This window comes from Enterobacter cloacae complex sp. I2 (genome assembly GCF_014896205.1).
In the GTDB taxonomy this organism is placed as follows: domain Bacteria; phylum Pseudomonadota; class Gammaproteobacteria; order Enterobacterales; family Enterobacteriaceae; genus Enterobacter; species Enterobacter quasihormaechei.
In genome coordinates this window covers 43489-59165 of the sequence record NZ_JADBRA010000020.1, presented here as the reverse complement: position 1 = coordinate 59165, position 15677 = coordinate 43489, and the positions used below count along the sequence as shown (strand labels likewise).

Annotated in this window: 15 protein-coding genes; 8 read left to right on the top strand and 7 right to left on the bottom strand. The window is 57.1% G+C overall.

Translation table 11 applies throughout. The features are described from left to right. Nucleotides 1-27 precede the first annotated feature (27 nt). The 4 genes from rhaS (IM300_RS17345) to rhaB form a co-directional block, all read right to left on the bottom strand. Entirely contained in the window at nt 28-1014 is a 987-nt protein-coding gene (gene rhaS / locus IM300_RS17345) for a rhamnose ABC transporter substrate-binding protein (protein ID WP_063865444.1), read from the bottom strand. Between the two features lie 82 nt (nt 1015-1096). Beyond that, the gene (rhaD, locus tag IM300_RS17340) at nt 1097-1927 is read right to left on the bottom strand and encodes a rhamnulose-1-phosphate aldolase (RefSeq protein WP_063865445.1); all 831 of its coding nucleotides are present in this window, start codon (nt 1925-1927) and stop codon (nt 1097-1099) included. 96 nt (nt 1928-2023) lie between these two features. Then, nucleotides 2024-3283 (bottom strand): L-rhamnose isomerase, encoded by a 1260-nt coding sequence (gene rhaA / locus IM300_RS17335; RefSeq protein WP_102750828.1) that lies wholly within the window; start codon nt 3281-3283, stop codon nt 2024-2026. Beyond that, complete coding sequence (gene rhaB / locus IM300_RS17330; RefSeq protein ID WP_193037550.1) at nt 3280-4749, bottom strand: rhamnulokinase; 1470 nt, start codon at nt 4747-4749, stop codon at nt 3280-3282. The genes rhaA and rhaB overlap by 4 nt, the downstream gene beginning before the upstream one ends. A 301-nt stretch (nt 4750-5050) precedes the next feature. On the opposite strand from rhaB, the gene rhaS (IM300_RS17325) reads away from it, so the two are divergent. Both rhaS (IM300_RS17325) and rhaR read left to right on the top strand, forming a co-directional pair. Continuing rightward, a complete protein-coding gene (gene rhaS / locus IM300_RS17325) occupies nt 5051-5887 on the top strand; it encodes an HTH-type transcriptional activator RhaS (RefSeq protein WP_063449704.1) in 837 nt (278 codons plus the stop codon). Between the two features lie 73 nt (nt 5888-5960). After that, nucleotides 5961-6809: an HTH-type transcriptional activator RhaR gene (gene rhaR / locus IM300_RS17320; protein WP_063865449.1), complete on the top strand. Its 849-nt coding sequence runs from the start codon at nt 5961-5963 to the stop codon at nt 6807-6809. Here rhaR and rhaT read toward each other — a convergent pair whose 3' ends face one another. Further along, complete coding sequence (gene rhaT, locus IM300_RS17315) at nt 6810-7844, bottom strand: L-rhamnose/proton symporter RhaT (RefSeq protein WP_102750825.1); 1035 nt, start codon at nt 7842-7844, stop codon at nt 6810-6812. A gap of 288 nt (nt 7845-8132) precedes the next feature. Here rhaT and sodA point away from each other — a divergent pair, with 288 nt between their 5' ends. Further along, nucleotides 8133-8753, top strand: a complete 621-nt coding sequence (gene sodA / locus IM300_RS17310) for a superoxide dismutase [Mn] (protein ID WP_003861999.1) — start codon at nt 8133-8135, stop codon at nt 8751-8753. Nucleotides 8754-8824: 71 nt separating this feature from the next. Further along, entirely contained in the window at nt 8825-9499 is a 675-nt protein-coding gene (yiiM, locus tag IM300_RS17305; protein ID WP_193037601.1) for a 6-hydroxyaminopurine reductase, read from the top strand. Between the two features lie 51 nt (nt 9500-9550). Here yiiM and cpxA read toward each other — a convergent pair whose 3' ends face one another. After that, a complete protein-coding gene (gene cpxA, locus IM300_RS17300) occupies nt 9551-10924 on the bottom strand; it encodes an envelope stress sensor histidine kinase CpxA (RefSeq protein ID WP_015569937.1) in 1374 nt (457 codons plus the stop codon). Then, on the bottom strand, nt 10921-11619 hold the full coding sequence (cpxR, locus tag IM300_RS17295) for an envelope stress response regulator transcription factor CpxR (protein ID WP_003862004.1): 699 nt from the start codon (nt 11617-11619) through the stop codon (nt 10921-10923). The genes cpxA and cpxR overlap by 4 nt, the downstream gene beginning before the upstream one ends. A 150-nt stretch (nt 11620-11769) precedes the next feature. On the opposite strand from cpxR, the gene cpxP reads away from it, so the two are divergent. From cpxP to IM300_RS17275, 4 genes are all read left to right on the top strand, one after another. Continuing rightward, entirely contained in the window at nt 11770-12276 is a 507-nt protein-coding gene (cpxP, locus tag IM300_RS17290; RefSeq protein ID WP_064910931.1) for a cell-envelope stress modulator CpxP, read from the top strand. Between the two features lie 153 nt (nt 12277-12429). Next, nucleotides 12430-13314 carry a CDF family cation-efflux transporter FieF gene (gene fieF, locus IM300_RS17285; protein ID WP_107534226.1) on the top strand — a complete coding sequence of 295 codons (885 nt, stop codon included), beginning with the start codon at nt 12430-12432 and terminating at the stop codon, nt 13312-13314. Nucleotides 13315-13498: 184 nt separating this feature from the next. After that, on the top strand, nt 13499-14461 hold the full coding sequence (gene pfkA, locus IM300_RS17280; protein WP_003862009.1) for a 6-phosphofructokinase: 963 nt from the start codon (nt 13499-13501) through the stop codon (nt 14459-14461). 213 nt (nt 14462-14674) lie between these two features. Further along, nucleotides 14675-15664, top strand: a complete 990-nt coding sequence (locus IM300_RS17275) for a sulfate ABC transporter substrate-binding protein (protein ID WP_063865454.1) — start codon at nt 14675-14677, stop codon at nt 15662-15664. The last annotated feature ends 13 nt before the right edge of the window (nt 15665-15677 follow it).

Here is a 15677-nt window from a genome sequence, read left to right as displayed (position 1 = left end):
CTACGCTTATCCGGCCTACAAATCGCATCAAAAGATTTTTGAGAACTTATCAATATTGCTGGCATCGTAGACGAACGGCTCGGCCATCGCGCCGTTGCCGTCAGCATCCAGCTTCACTTTGCCCAGTCTGCCCATGCTGGCCTCGCCTTTCGTGGCCGTGCCTTTCACCAGATCATCCGCCAGGTAGGTTGCCGCATAGCCGAGGTCGATCGGGTTCCAGATGGCAAAGCTCTTGCTCGCGCCGGATTTCACCGCGCCCGCCATCTCAGACGGCAGGCCTAAGCCGGTGACGTACACTTTGCCAATCTTGCCCTGGTCTTTTACCGCCTGCGCGGCGGCCACGATGCCCACGGATGAAGGCGAGACGATAACCTTCAGGTCCGGATAGGTTTTCAGCAGACCGACCGCCTCACGGTAGCTTTTGTCAGAGAGATCGTCCCCGTAGGCCACCGTCACCAGGTTGACGGAAGGGTACTTCGGCAGCACCTTTTTCATCTCCGCAATCCAGGTGTTCTGGTTGGTGGAGGTTGGCGTGGCGCTCAGCACGGCGACGTCGCCCTTTTCCACGTTCAGCGCTTTCAGAGCATCGGCGGCGAGCTTGACGTTGGTTTCGCCAATCAGGGCGTTATTGGAGGGATTGAGATGGATTTGACGTCCGGCTTTCGCCACGCCGGAATCCCACGACACAACCTTGATGCCGCGCTGCATCGCTTTTTTCAGCACCGGCACGACGGCGTCCGGATCGTTCGCGGAGATCGCGATCGCATCCACGCCCTGAGCGATCAGCCCGTTCAGCACCTCGATCTGCGCTTCCGCCGTGGTGGTGGTCGGGCCGGTATAAATCACTTTTACATCGCCTAACTCTTTGGCCGCCTCCTGCGCGCCGACGTTCGCTGCTTCGAAGAATCCATTTCCTAAGGACTTCGCCACCAGGGCGATTTTCACTTCTGCTAAAGCGGAACCGGACAACGCCAGAGCGGCAACGGTGAGGATCAAGCTTGCTTTTATTTTCATTGCTTTTACTCCACTGACTTGAGTTAGTTGTAGGGATTGCAGGTGGTTTTCGCCCCGTCTCGGTAAGCGGGGCGCGATGTTGTTAGTTGTACAGATCTAATGCGGACTGCATCGGGGTGACGCCAAAGCGTTTGCCCAGGGCGATCAGCTCTTCCCGGGTGATGGTCTGCTTCATGCCGCCCATGGAGTAGACCTTCACCAGCACCTCCGCGGATTTCTCGGCGGTGTCGATCAGGCCGAAGGTTTCATCCAGCGTCGGGCCGCTGCCGAAGACACCGTGGAACGGCCACAGCACCAGGGCGTGCTTTTGCATATCCGTCGCGGTCGCCTGGCCGATTTCATCGGTACCCGGCACCATCCACGGCAGAATGCCGACGCCGTCCGGGAACACTACCAGACACTCGGTACTGCCTTCCCACAGCTTGCGGGTAAAGAAATCAGAATTATTTTCCAGCACGTAGGTCAGGGCGATCAGGTTAGTGGCGTGGCAGTGCATGATCACGCGGTCTTTGCCGTTGGTCGCCTTGATGCGCTCGCAGTGGGAGAGGAAGTGCGCCGGCAGCTCAGAGGTCGGCACCGCGTCGTCCGTTAGCCCCCAAAGGATGTGGTAGCCCGCGCCGTCGCTGTCCACCTTCACCACGCCGAGGTTGGCTTCCGGGTCCAGCTGAACGTTGCGGAAGAACTTGCCGGAGCCGGTAACGATAAACGGCGTGTTGGCGAGCAGCGGCATCGGCTGGCTCAGGGCGATATAGCGCGGCTTCTGGTGGAAATCGGCGGCAAAGGGCTCGATATCCGCGTCGTCCAGGCGCAGCGTGAGGTTGCCGCCGTTGCGCTCGTCCCAGCCCTTCAGCCAGGCGTCGGAGGTGGCTTTGATCATGCCCTGGACGAACCAGGAGGTGGTGATGGTCTGCATACAGTGTTTCCTTTGAAAATGCCGGGTGGCGTTACGCTTACCCGGCCTGCTTTTACCTGTAGGCCCGGCATGCAATGCGCTGCCGGGCGATATTTTTTACTGACGAGCGGCGAGAACGTCCTTCTCATACGCCCGCACGTTGTCCAGCCACTGGCTGCCCGCCGGGGCGTCGTGACGCTGGCAGTACATCTCCCACACCGCCTGCCACGGCAGGGATTTCTGCTCTTCCAGCAGCGCCAGGCGCGCGGTGTAATCGCCGCTCTCTTCCAGCTGTTTCAGCGCGGCGGTTGGCTCCAGAAGGGCGCGCAGCAGGGCTTTCTTCATGTTGCGGGTGCCGATAACCCACGCCGCGATGCGGTTGATGGAGGCGTCGAAGAAGTCGAGCCCGATGTGCACGCGGTCAAACAGATCGTGGCGGATGATTTCGCTGGCAATCGCCTGGGTTTCGTCGTCCAGCAGGACCACGTGGTCGCTGTCCCAGCGCACCGGACGGCTGACGTGCAGCAGCAGGCGCGGCACGTAGAGCATGGCGGCGGAGATTTTGTCGGAGATCACCTCGGTCGGATGGAAGTGGCCAGCATCCAGGCACAGCGCGGTCTGGCGGCTGGTGGCGTAGCCCATGTAGAACTCGTTTGAGCCCACGGTGTAGCTCTCTGCGCCAATGCCGAACAGCTTGCTCTCCACCGCGTCGATATGGTGCGACGGGTCCAGCTTTTCGCTGATGGCTTCATCCAGCGCGGCCAGCAGGCGCTGGCGCGGCGCCAGACGGTCAACGGTGATGTCCTTCATGCCGTCCGGGATCCAGATATTCATCACCGACGGCGTGCCGAGCTGCTCGCCGAAATACGCGGAGACGCGGCGGCTGGCCTTCACGTGGTCGATCCAGAACTGCCGGATTTCGTCGTTGGCGTGTGCAAGGGTAAACCCGTCCGCGCTCAGCGGGTGCGAGAAGCAGGACGGGTTAAAATCCAGTCCCAGCCGGTTGGCCTTTGCCCACTCCACCCAGTTCTTAAAGTGTTCCGGTTTGATTTCGTTACGCGCGACCGGCGCGTCGGATTCGAGATAAATCGCGTGCAGGTTCAGGCGTTTTGGCCCCGGGATCAGGCTCAGCGCCAGTTCAAGATCCGCACGCAGTTCGGTGGCGTTGCGCGCTTTGCCCGGGTAGTTACCCGTTGCCTGAATGCCACCCGTCAGGGAACCGCCCGGGTTCTCGAAGCCGGCAACGTCATCACCCTGCCAGCAGTGCATGGAGACGGGCAGACGGTCGAGCTGGCGCAGCGCCTCTTCGACATCCACGCCGACGGCGGCGAAACGCTGTTTAGCCAGGTCCCAGGCTTGTTCAAGTTGAGTGGTCATGCGCAAAGCTCCTTAGTCAGTCGTTTTTGCTGAAACTGCGCCCGGTAGCGGGCAATGTCATGGCAGGGATTGGGGGTGAAGGTGGTCAGGCTGTTATTCGCCGTCACCACCGAACGGAAATCGTCAACGTTTGATAGTTCGTCCAGCGTCATTAGCTGAATGCCGATGTTGCCGAGCGTGGAAGCCTCTACGGGGCCTGCCACCACGGTAATGCCGCAGGCATCGGCGCAGAGCTGGTTCAGCAGCTGGTTCTGGCAGCCGCCGCCCACGATGTGCAGCTGGGTGAACGGTTTACCGCGAAGGTCAGCCAGCTCGCTCAGGATGTCGGCATAGAGCAGGGCGAGGCTGTCAAAAATACAGCGCGCCAGCTCGGCGGGGCGGGAAGGTACCGGCTGCCCCGCGTCAAAACAGGCGGCCTGGATCTCAGCGCTCATGTGCACCGGGTTAATAAAGCGGTCGTCGTTCGGGTTAATAAGGAAGGTGCAGGCCTTCAGCTTTTCGGTTTCCGCGATAAGCGCGGGCAGGTCGGTGACGTTCTGCTCTTTCAGCACCCGCTGGAGCAGCCACAGGCCCATGATGTTCTTCAGCACGCGGTAGCGTCCTTCGGCACCGCCTTCGTTGGTGATATTGGCGGCCAGCGCGGCGTCGCTGGTGTAGGGCGTTTTGCTCTCAAAACCCATCAGCGACCAGGTGCCGGAGGAGAGATAGGCCGCGTCTTTGCTGGCGAGCGGCGAGGCAATGACCGCGCTTGCGGTGTCGTGACTGGCGACGGCGACAACGGGAATTTCATTCCCCTGCGGGCAAATCCACTGGCCGATCACGTTGCCCGGATGGGTTGGCGCGCCGAACCAGGACGGCGAGGCGCCCGTCCATGCCAGCAGGTGTTCATCCCAGTTATCGGTATTGATATTGACCAGCTGCGTGGTGGTGGCGTTGGTGTATTCCCAGTTCATGTTGCCGGTCAGACGATAGCTTAAGTAGTCCGGGATCAGCAGCGCATGCGCCACCTTTTCAACCAGCTCTGGCTGTTGCTCAACCAGCGCACGCAGCTGATACAGCGTGTTAAACGGCAGGAACTGGATGCCGCTGCGACCATAGATGTTCTCCTTGCCAAGCTGCGCGATGGCGTGCGCCATCAGCCCATCGGTGCGGCTGTCGCGGTAGGAGACGGGCAGGCCGACGCGTTCGCCGTGACGGTCCAGCAGCACGTAATCCACGCCCCAGGTATCAATGCCGATACTGTCGATGCGGATACCGTCTTCGCAGACGTGGTGAAGTCCGGTGCGGATCTCCGCTTCCAGCGCATCGATATTCCAGGTCGCAAAACCGTCCTGTTTTTGCAGACAATTGGCGAAACGGTGCATTTCGCGAAGCGTAAGGGTGTGCTGGTCACAGTCCCAGGTGGCGAGCATTACACGGCCGCTGGATGCGCCTAAATCGACAGCCACACAATGGCGAAAAGTCATGGTCGGGTCCTTTCTTAAGTCATTAGCGATGAGTGTAAGAAAGGGAAGAAATAGCCACCTTCTCGCCACTGACAGCCCAAATCTCGCGCTGGCAAGAAAGCAAAGGTGAACGTGAGGGAGTTCACAGTTTCCAGTAATGACGGGGTTTGCAGGCAGTGTGACGCTGACCGCATTTCCCGATCTTTCCGCCTGTTTCTTGAAAAACCGGCAGCTTTTGCGCGGTTTACTGTCAAAAATTTAAGGTGAGCGTGGAAGGCCTTAATTACTATTTTGAGAACTTTTCTCATTGGTGGGGGCCGTTATGACCGTACTGCACAGCGTCGATTTTTTTCCTTCGGGAGCTTCTCCGGTCGCGATTGAGCCACGGCTTCCTCAGGCTGCATTTCCTGAGCATCATCATGATTTTCATGAGATTGTGATTGTTGAGCACGGAACGGGCATCCACGTGTTCAACGGTCAGCCGTATACCATCAGCGGCGGCACGGTGTGCTTCGTGCGGGATCACGACAGGCACCTGTATGAACATACCGACAACCTGTGCCTGACCAACGTGCTCTATCGCTCTCCGGACGCGTTCCAGTTTCTCTCCGGGCTGAATCAGCTGTTGCCGCAAGAGAAGGATGGCCACTATCCGTCGCACTGGCGGGTGAATCAGTCCACGTTGCAGCAGGTGCGTCAGCTGGTGAGCCAGATGGAGCAGAGCGAGGACGCAGAGGAGACGCACGCGATTGCCACCCGCGAGCTGCTGTTTATGCAGCTGCTGGTGCTGCTGCGCCGCAGCAGCCTGGTGGAAGGGATGGAAAATAACGACGCGCGGCTGAACCAGCTCATGGCCTGGCTGGAAGATCATTTCGCTGAAGATGTCTGCTGGGAAACGCTGGCGGACGACTTTTCGCTCTCGCTGCGCACGCTGCATCGTCAGCTCAAGCAGCATACCGGGCTCACGCCGCAGCGTTACCTTAACCGTCTGCGCCTGATCAAAGCGCGCCATCTTTTACGCCATACCGACGAAAGCGTCACGGATATCGCTTATCGCTGCGGTTTCGGCGACAGTAACCACTTTTCAACGCTGTTTCGCCGGGAATTTAGCTGGTCGCCGCGCGATATTCGTCAGGGGAAAGACGCGTTGCTTCAGTAACGCGAGGGCAGTCACCGTTTTTTTGCCGCAAAAAGGCTAATAATGTCCGGTTATTCGCCCTAGAGGTTGTGGTGTGGCTGCTCAGTTAATTCTTCGCAAAGATGATTTTTTTGCCTCCGCGAGTCAGGCCGTCGCGGTGGCGGACCGCTACCCGCAAAATGTCTTTGCCGAGCATACCCACGAGTTCTGCGAGCTGGTGATGGTGTGGCGCGGCAATGGCTTACACGTCCTCAACGACCGGCCCTACCGCATCACGCGCGGGGATCTGTTTTACATACGCGCCGAAGACAAACACGCCTACGCCTCGGTTAACGATCTGGTGTTGCAGAACGTCATCTACTGCCCTGACAGGCTTAAACTGAATGTCGACTGGGCGGGCAACATTCCGGGATTTCTGAATGCCGGAGGCGAACCGCACTGGCGCTTAAGCAGCAGCGGCATGGCTCAGGTGCGCCAGACAATTTCCCAGCTGGAGCAGGAGAGCCAGAAGGGCGACCCGGTGGCGAACCAGATGTCGGAGCTGCTTTTCGCCCAGCTGGTGATGACCCTGAAGCGCCATCGTTACGCCACGGATAATCCCTCCGCCACCACGCAGGAAGCGCTGCTGGATAAGCTGATCGCACTGCTTGCGGGCAGTCTGAACAAGAGTTTCGTGCTGGAAAAATTCTGCGAGCAGGAGCAGTGCAGCGAGCGCGCGCTGCGCCAGCAGTTCCGCACCCAGACGGGTATGACGATAAACCATTACCTGCGCCAGCTGCGCATCTGCCACGCCCAGTATCTGTTACAGCATACGGAGCTGATGGTCAGCGAAGTGGCGATGCGCTGCGGATTTGAGGACAGTAATTACTTTTCGGTGGTGTTTAACCGCGAGGTGGGGATGACGCCGGTTCAGTGGCGTCATCGCAGTCGAAAGGCGGCGTAATCAGTTCGCCATGCCGAGGCCGACAATGTTGGCGGCGATAATAATCACCACGCAGCCCAGGCTCAGCACGCCAACCGGACGGCGCCCGGCGTTGTTCCACTCCTTCAGCACCAGCCCAACCAGCCCGCCGCACAGCACGTAGAAGCTCATGTGCAGCATCCAGCTCATATAGTCATACTGCGCCGGAATGCTGGCGTGGCCCCAGGCGTAAAAGAAGAATTGCAGATACCACATCAGGCCGCCGAGCGCGGAGAGCAGAACGTTGGTAAGGATCAGGGGTTTTGCCAGCGAGAAGTCGGCTTTTACCGACAGGTTTTTCACTTTTGCCAGACGAATGAAGCAGAAGCCGAGGTTTACCAGCGCGCCGCCGCCCATGATCACCACGTAGCTTGGCAGGGCAACATACAGCGGGTCGACGCCCAGCGCCGCAGCGGCCTCGTGCATCGGTTTGGCGGCGTTCATGGCAAACGACATGCCCGCCGAGAAGACGCCGCACATCACCGCCAGCAGCAGCCCTTTCTTCAGGTTGAACTCTTCGGCCCTGATGCCCATCTTGCGTTCTTTTAGCTGGCCTGCGCGGGTGACGATCCCCACGCCGATCACCGCCACCAGCACGCCCAGCAGCGTCATCCGGCCGCCCTGGGTGTTGATCAGCACATCGAAATGACCGTTAAGGATGGGCGTCATCAGGGTGCCCACTATCAGCGTAATGCCAATCGCGATGCCGATGCCCATCGACATGCCGAGGTAGCGCATGGTGAGGCCGTAGTTGATATTACCGATGCCCCACATTGCGCCGAACAGAAACACCGGCAGTAACGTAGAGGCGTTGAAGGAGGAGAAGTAGCCCCAGAAATCGGGCAGCAGCACGGCGCTGATGGTCCACGGCAAAATCAGCCAGGAGACCGTACCGCCAACGGACCACATGGTTTCCCATGACCAGCCTTTCACCTTTTTAAACGGGGCATAGAAACAGGCAGCACTGGCCGCGCCTATCAAATGCCAGAAAATACCCATCGTAATCGCATGATTCATTTTTTTATCCTCATCGTTTTTATTGTCGGTGGCTTCCCGCCGACTTGATGAGTGTAAAAATTAGGCGGTTTGGGAACCTTCAGAAGGTTGCCGCACTTTTGTGGAGGGTGGCAATCAGCACGTTAAGCGCGTGAGCAGACTCACAATTTTGTGATTCATCGAAATTGTAATAACCCTATAAAAACTACGGCATTGATAATCATTTTCAATATCATTTAATTAACTATAATGAACCAACTGCTTACGCGGCATTAACAGCTGTGCCGCCCGACAATAATGGAGAGGATTATGAGTTATACACTGCCATCCCTGCCGTATGCCTACGACGCACTGGAACCGCATTTCGACAAGCAGACGATGGAAATCCATCACACTAAACACCACCAGACCTACGTGAACAACGCGAATGCTGCGCTGGAAAGCCTGCCAGAGTTCGCTAATCTGCCTGTTGAAGAGCTAATCACCAAGCTGGACCAGCTGCCAGCAGACAAGAAAACCGTACTGCGTAACAACGCGGGCGGTCACGCTAACCACAGCCTGTTCTGGAAAGGCCTGAAAACCGGCACCACCCTTCAGGGCGACCTGAAAGCGGCAATCGAGCGCGACTTCGGCTCCGTTGACAACTTCAAAGCGGAATTCGAAAAAGCCGCTGCAACCCGCTTCGGCTCTGGCTGGGCGTGGCTGGTTCTGAAAGGTGACAAACTGGCGGTCGTTTCCACTGCAAACCAGGACTCCCCGCTGATGGGTGAAGCCATCTCTGGCGCATCCGGCTTCCCAATTCTGGGCCTGGACGTGTGGGAACACGCTTACTACCTGAAGTTCCAGAACCGTCGCCCTGACTACATCAAAGCGTTCTGGGATGTCGTGAACTGGGACGAAGCCGCAGCGCGTTTCGCCGCTAAAAAATAAAGTTGCATTGACGCCTGTGAGAAGCGAGTCTGATGACTCGCTTTTTTTGTATCTGCGTAATGGAGGCAGCGATGCATTACCCGGTGAACGTGTTTACAGGCAAGGTAAGGGAGTACGACGGCAGCCGCCCGAGCGCCATCGCCAAAGTGCAGGTCGACGGTGAGCTGTCGCTGACCGAGCTCGGGCTGGTGGGCGACCAGCAGGCCGAAAAGAAAATCCACGGCGGGCCCGATCGCGCGCTGTGCCACTATCCGCGCGAGCACTATCAGCACTGGAAAACCGAATTTCCTGAACAGGCGGACCTCTTCGGCGCGCCCGCGTTTGGCGAAAATCTCTCAACGGAAGGGCTGACGGAAAAGAACGTCTTTATTGGCGATATTTACCGCTGGGGCGATGCCCTGATTCAGGTCACCCAGCCGCGATCGCCGTGCTTTAAGCTCAACTACCATTTCGGTATTCAGGATATGTCGGCCCAGCTGCAAAACGCGGGCAAAACCGGCTGGCTGTATCGCGTTGTGCAGGCGGGACAGGTTTCGGCGGATGCGCCGCTTGAGCTCGCGTCGCGCCTGAGTGAGGTGTCGGTGTACGAGGCCTGCGCGATTGCCTGGCATATGCCTTTCGACGATGAACAGTATCATCGCCTGCTGTCGGCGGCGGGGTTGTCTACCAGCTGGACAAGAACGATGCAGAAGCGGCGTATAAGCGGGAAGATCGAGAGTAGTTCGCGGAGATTGTGGGGGAAATAGGCTCCGTAAAAAGTAGGCCGGGTAAGCGAAGCCGCCACCCGGCACATACCGTTACGAACGCTTATACAGCGGTAGCCACAGCGTTAACCGCAGCCCGCCCAGGGGGCTGTCATCGGCTTTCACCCAGCCACGGTGCTGCTGCATGGCGGTTTCAACAATCGCCAGACCCAGCCCCGTACCGCCGGACTCGCGGTCGCGCGCCTCGTCGGTGCGGTAGAACGGACGGAAAATCTGCTCGCGATCTTCCGGGCTGACGCCTGGACCATCGTCATCAACAATGACGGTAATCCCGTCTTTATCCACCGAAAACGCCACTTCAATCTTCGTGTGCGAATAGCGCAGGGCGTTACGCACGATATTCTCCAACGCGCTTTCCAGCGTGTTGGGGTTACCGTAGAGCGGCCACGGGCCCGGCGGGAAGTTGACGGTAAACGATTTCCCCATCTGCTCTGCTTCGAACGCCGCGTTGTCCAGCACCTCGTGCCACAGGTGATTGGCTTTCACCGTTTCGCTCACCAGCGCGTTTTTCTGCTGGTTACGCGACATCACCAGCAGATCGTTGATCATGCTGTCCAGACGATGCGCTTCCGTCTCAATACGCTCCAGCTCTTTGCTTTCCCCGCTGCGGCGGCGCAGCAGGGCGGTGCCCAGCTGTAAGCGCGTGAGCGGCGTACGCAGTTCGTGTGAGATGTCTGACAGCAGGCGTTGCTGGGCAGTCATCATCCGATCAAGCGCGCTGACCATCTGGTTAAAACTGGTGCCGGCGGCCAGGAACTCCTGCGGCCCGGATTCCAGCTCCGGATGCTGCCTGAGGTTGCCTTGTGCCACTTCGTCCGCCGCGTTTTTCAGCTTACGCGCCGGTTTCGCCAGGCTCCACGCCAGCCATAACAGCAGCGGGGAACTGACCAGCATCGTGACGATCAGCAGCAGAAGCGGACGGTCAAACAGCAGGTTGATGAAGTCGGACTGGGAACTGCTCGCAGGGCGAATCAGGTAGAGCTGATAGTTATCTTCCCCATCCCGTACCGAGAAAGGGCCGACCATCTCTACCCGACCATATTTCTTTTTCTGTGGGTGATCGGCGTTATCCGCCTGGCCAATAAAGTTGCGGATGATCTGCATCTCATTGCGATCGGCCCCAATCACGCGACCTTCGCTGGTAACCAGCAAAAGACGTTGTCCGGGGGGCGCCCACTTGTCGATAGCGCGAAACAGTCTGCGCCACCACATTAAATCGTTCGGCGGATCGTTTGCCAGCTCCGCTTCCACGTGCTGCTCGATCATCACGCCCTGACGTTGCTCGCTGTCGAGAAGCTCCGTCATCTGGCGTGAGTCGAGTTTTGGCAACATCAAAACGAGCATTAAAACCAGTGCCAGCGTCAGCCAGAAGATGGCGAAGATGCGGGCGGTTAAGCTGCCTATCATGAAGCGGAAACCATCAGATAACCGCGACCACGCAGGGTTTTAAACCATGGGTGACCGTCTTTACGCTCCGGCAGCTTACGGCGCAGGTTCGAGATATGCATATCGATGGCGCGGTCAAACGGGGTAAGGCGTTTGCCGAGCACTTCCTGGCTTAAGTGTTCACGCGACACCACCTGGCCGAGATGCTGCGCCAGCAGATACAGCAGGGTGAACTCGGTGCCGGTTAGCTCCAGCGTTTCACCGTCGAAGCTCGCTTCCTGGCGGCCCGGGTTCAGGCTCAGGGAGTCCACTTCCAGCGTAGGTGAACTGTTGTCGGTATTCTGCTGCTGCTCGCTCCAGTGAGAACGGCGCAGGATCGCACGAATACGGGCCACCAGTTCACGGTCGTTGAACGGCTTAGGTAAGTAGTCATCCGCACCCAGCTCAAGGCCGAGAACGCGGTCAAGTTCGCTGCCGCGTGCGGTCAGCATAATAACGGGGGTCTGGTGTGTCTGGCGAAGCTCTTTCAACGTATCAATGCCGTTTTTCTTCGGCATCATGACGTCGAGCAAAAGTAAATCGATGCTGTCGTCAAGGAGACTCAGCGCCTGTTCCCCATCATGGGCAACCAGGACGTTGAAACCTTCCATGTCGAGCAACTCCTTTAAAAGAGATGTGAGCTCTCGGTCATCATCAACTAACAGGATTTTATTCATTGTTTAAATACCTCCGAGGCAGAAATTACGACATCAAGGCTATCTAATCCATGACTTTACGTTGTTTTACACCCCCTGACGCATGTTTGCAGCCTGAATCGTAGACTGTCTCTCGTTGAATCGCGACACGAAAGATTTTGGGAGCAAGTGATGCGCAAAGTTACCGCTGCCGTCATGGCCTCAACGCTGGCCTTCAGTGCGTTTAGCCAGGCTGCTGTAGCTAACATCAGCGATAACGGCTCCTCGGTTGAGGGCGCAACGCAGCACAGCAGCCAAAACCATATGTTTGACGGCATAAGTTTAACCGAACATCAGCGTCAACAGATGCGAGATCTGATGCAGAGGGCACGACACGACCAGCCCCCTGTTAATGTTAGCGAAATGGAGACAATGCATCGCCTTGTCACCGCAGAAAATTTTGACGAAAACGCTGTACGCGCTCAGGCCGAAAAAATGGCGCAGGAACAGGTTGCCCGCCAGGTAGAGATGGCGAAGGTTCGCAACCAGATGTTCCACCTGCTAACGCCCGAGCAGCAAGCGGTTTTGAACACCAAACATCAGCAACGTATGAACCAGTTGCGTGAGGTTGCACGGATGCAGCGAAGCTCAGATATGACGCTTTTCAGTAGCAATAGCAGTACCCGTAGTAACCAGTAAACCCTGTTTTCCTTGCCATAGACACCATCCCTGTCTTCCCCCACATGATGTGGGGGTTTTTTTTGCCCGTCGTTCAGGTTTGTTAACGCTTTATTCATCCTTTCACTCCACCGCCATCCGTTATACTAGCGCCATGGCATGACAGGAGTGTTTATGAATCAATCCTATGGACGGCTGGTAAGCCGGGCCGCAATAGCCGCGACGGTGACGGCGTCGTGTTTGCTGATCATTAAAATCTTCGCGTGGTGGTACACCGGCTCGGTCAGTATTCTGGCGGCGCTGGTGGATTCGCTGGTGGATATTGCCGCCTCGCTGACCAACCTGCTGGTGGTGCGCTACTCGCTGCAACCGGCGGATGAAGAGCATACGTTTGGGCACGGCAAGGCGGAATCGCTGGCCGCGCTGGCGCAAAGCATGTTTATTTCGGGCTCCGCGCTTTTCCTGTTTTTGACCGGCATTCAGCACCTTATTTCGCCTTCCCCTATGAACGATCCGGGCGTTGGCGTGGTCGTAACGGTAGTTGCACTTATAAGCACACTTGTTCTTGTAACGTTCCAGCGCTGGGTCGTACGCAAAACTCAAAGCCAGGCTGTACGGGCCGATATGCTTCATTATCAGTCTGATGTTATGATGAATGGGGCTATTCTTATTGCGCTTGGTCTGGCCTGGTATGGCTGGCATCGGGCCGATGCGTTGTTTGCGTTAGGGATAGGGATCTATATTTTATACAGCGCGTTGCGGATGGGGTATGACGCGGTACAGTCGCTTCTTGACCGTGCGCTTCCGGACGCAGAACGTAATGAAATTTATGCCATCGTGACCAACTGGCCTGGCGTCAGTGGCGCTCACGATCTTCGTACGCGGCAGTCAGGGCCGACCCGCTTTATTCAGATTCATTTGGAAATGGAAGACAACCTGCCACTGGTTCAGGCGCATATGGTCGCTGAACAGGTGGAGCAGGCGATTTTGCAGCGTTTCCCTGGGTCAGACGTCATTATTCACCAGGATCCGTGCTCTGTCGTACCCAGGGCGTTTTGAGCATTCGTAATTCGTTGTAAAAAAGAGAGCCAGACCAGCATTTTGTGGATAAATTACCACCATATGGCCTGACCTGAATCAATTCAGCTGGAAGGGATTGATATACTATTTGCAGTATTCGACGGTTGAACAGTTTCTTCCGGCAGCAGATTTCAATTTTGCATTCCTAAGTTCAGAGGTAGTCATGATTAAGAAAATCGGTGTGTTGACAAGCGGCGGTGATGCGCCGGGCATGAACGCGGCAATCCGTGGGGTTGTCCGTGCAGCGCTGACGGAAGGTCTGGAAGTTTTTGGTATCTATGACGGTTACCTGGGCCTGTATGAAGACCGCATGGTTCAGCTGGACCGCTACAGCGTGTCTGACATGATCAACCGTGGCGGTACTTTCCTCGGTTCTGCGCGCTTCCCGGAATTCCGTGACGAACACATCCGCGAAGTGGCTATCGAAAACATGAAAAAACGCGGCCTGGACGCGCTGGTGGTTATCGGCGGCGACGGCTCGTACATGGGTGCAAAACGTCTGACGGAAATGGGCTTCCCGTGCATCGGCCTGCCTGGCACCATCGACAACGACATTAAAGGCACCGACTACACCATCGGTTACTTCACCGCGCTGGGTACCGTTGTGGAAGCGATTGACCGCCTGCGTGACACCTCTTCCTCTCACCAGCGTATTTCCATCGTTGAAGTGATGGGCCGTTACTGCGGTGACCTGACCCTGGCGGCGGCAATTGCCGGTGGCTGTGAGTTCGTGGTGGTTCCGGAAGTGGAATTCAGCCGTGAAGATCTGGTCGCTGAGATCAAAGCCGGTATCGCGAAAGGTAAGAAACACGCGATCGTTGCCATCACCGAGCACATCTGTGACGTTGACGAACTGGCGAAGTACATCGAAACCGAAACCAAACGCGAAACTCGCGCGACCGTTCTGGGTCACATTCAGCGCGGCGGTTCCCCGGGCCCATACGACCGTATCCTGGCGTCCCGCATGGGTGCATACGCGATTGAGCTGCTGCTTCAGGGCCACGGTGGCCGCTGCGTCGGTATTCAGAACGAGAAACTGGTTCACCATGACATCATTGACGCCATTGAAAACATGAAGCGTCCGTTCAAAGGTGACTGGCTGGACTGCGCGAAAAAACTGTACTGATTCGTTGTGTTTGTTATGCCCGGTGGCGCTGCGCTTACCGGGCCTGCGTAGCGACAAATGTAGGCCGGGTAAGGCGAAGCCGCCACCCGGTTTTTTTATGCCCCGCCATTTTTTATTCCTCCACGTTATAGCCAATCTTTTTTTATTCTTTAATCATAGGTTAGCTTTCTGGCACGCTGCATTCATCAAAACACTGCATAAGAGAGCTGGGCGATGAAGAAATGGGGCGTGGGGTTAACATTATTGCTGGCATCGACCAGCGTTCTGGCAAAGGACATTCAGTTACTGAACGTGTCGTACGACCCGACGCGTGAGCTGTACGACCAGTACAACAAAGCTTTTGCGGCGCACTGGAAACAGGAAACCGGCGATAACGTGGTGGTTCGCCAGTCTCACGGCGGCTCCGGTAAGCAGGCGACATCGGTGATCAACGGCATTGAAGCCGATGTGGTTACCCTGGCGCTGGCTTACGACGTGGACGCCATTGCGGAGCGCGGCCGTATCGACAAAAACTGGATCAAACGCCTGCCGGACAACTCTGCACCCTACACTTCAACCATCGTCTTCCTGGTGCGTAAAGGCAACCCGAAACAGATTAAGGACTGGAACGACCTGGTGAAACCGGGCGTGTCGGTCATCACGCCGAACCCGAAAAGCTCCGGCGGCGCACGCTGGAACTACCTGGCGGCCTGGGGCTACGCGCTGCACCACAACAACGGTGACCAGGCGAAAGCACAGGAATTCGTGAAAGCGCTGTTCAAAAACGTCGAGGTGCTGGACTCCGGTGCGCGCGGCGCAACCAATACCTTCGTTGAGCGCGGCATCGGCGACGTGCTGATCGCCTGGGAAAACGAAGCCCTGCTGGCAACCCACGAGCTGGGTAAAGACAAGTTTGAAATCGTGACCCCGAGCGAATCCATCCTCGCTGAGCCGACCGTCTCCGTAGTCGATAAGGTTGTTGATAAGAAAGGGACCAAAGCGGTGGCGGAAGCCTACCTGAAGTACCTTTATTCGCCGGAAGGTCAGGAAATTGCGGCGAAAAACTTCTATCGCCCGCGCGATGAGGCCATCGCGAAGCAATACGAGAACGCCTTCCCGAAACTGAAGCTGTTTACGATCGACGATGTTTTTGGCGGCTGGACCAAAGCGCAGAAAGAGCACTTCTCCAGCGGCGGCACCTTCGACCAAATCAGCAAGCGCTAGGCGTTTCATAAAG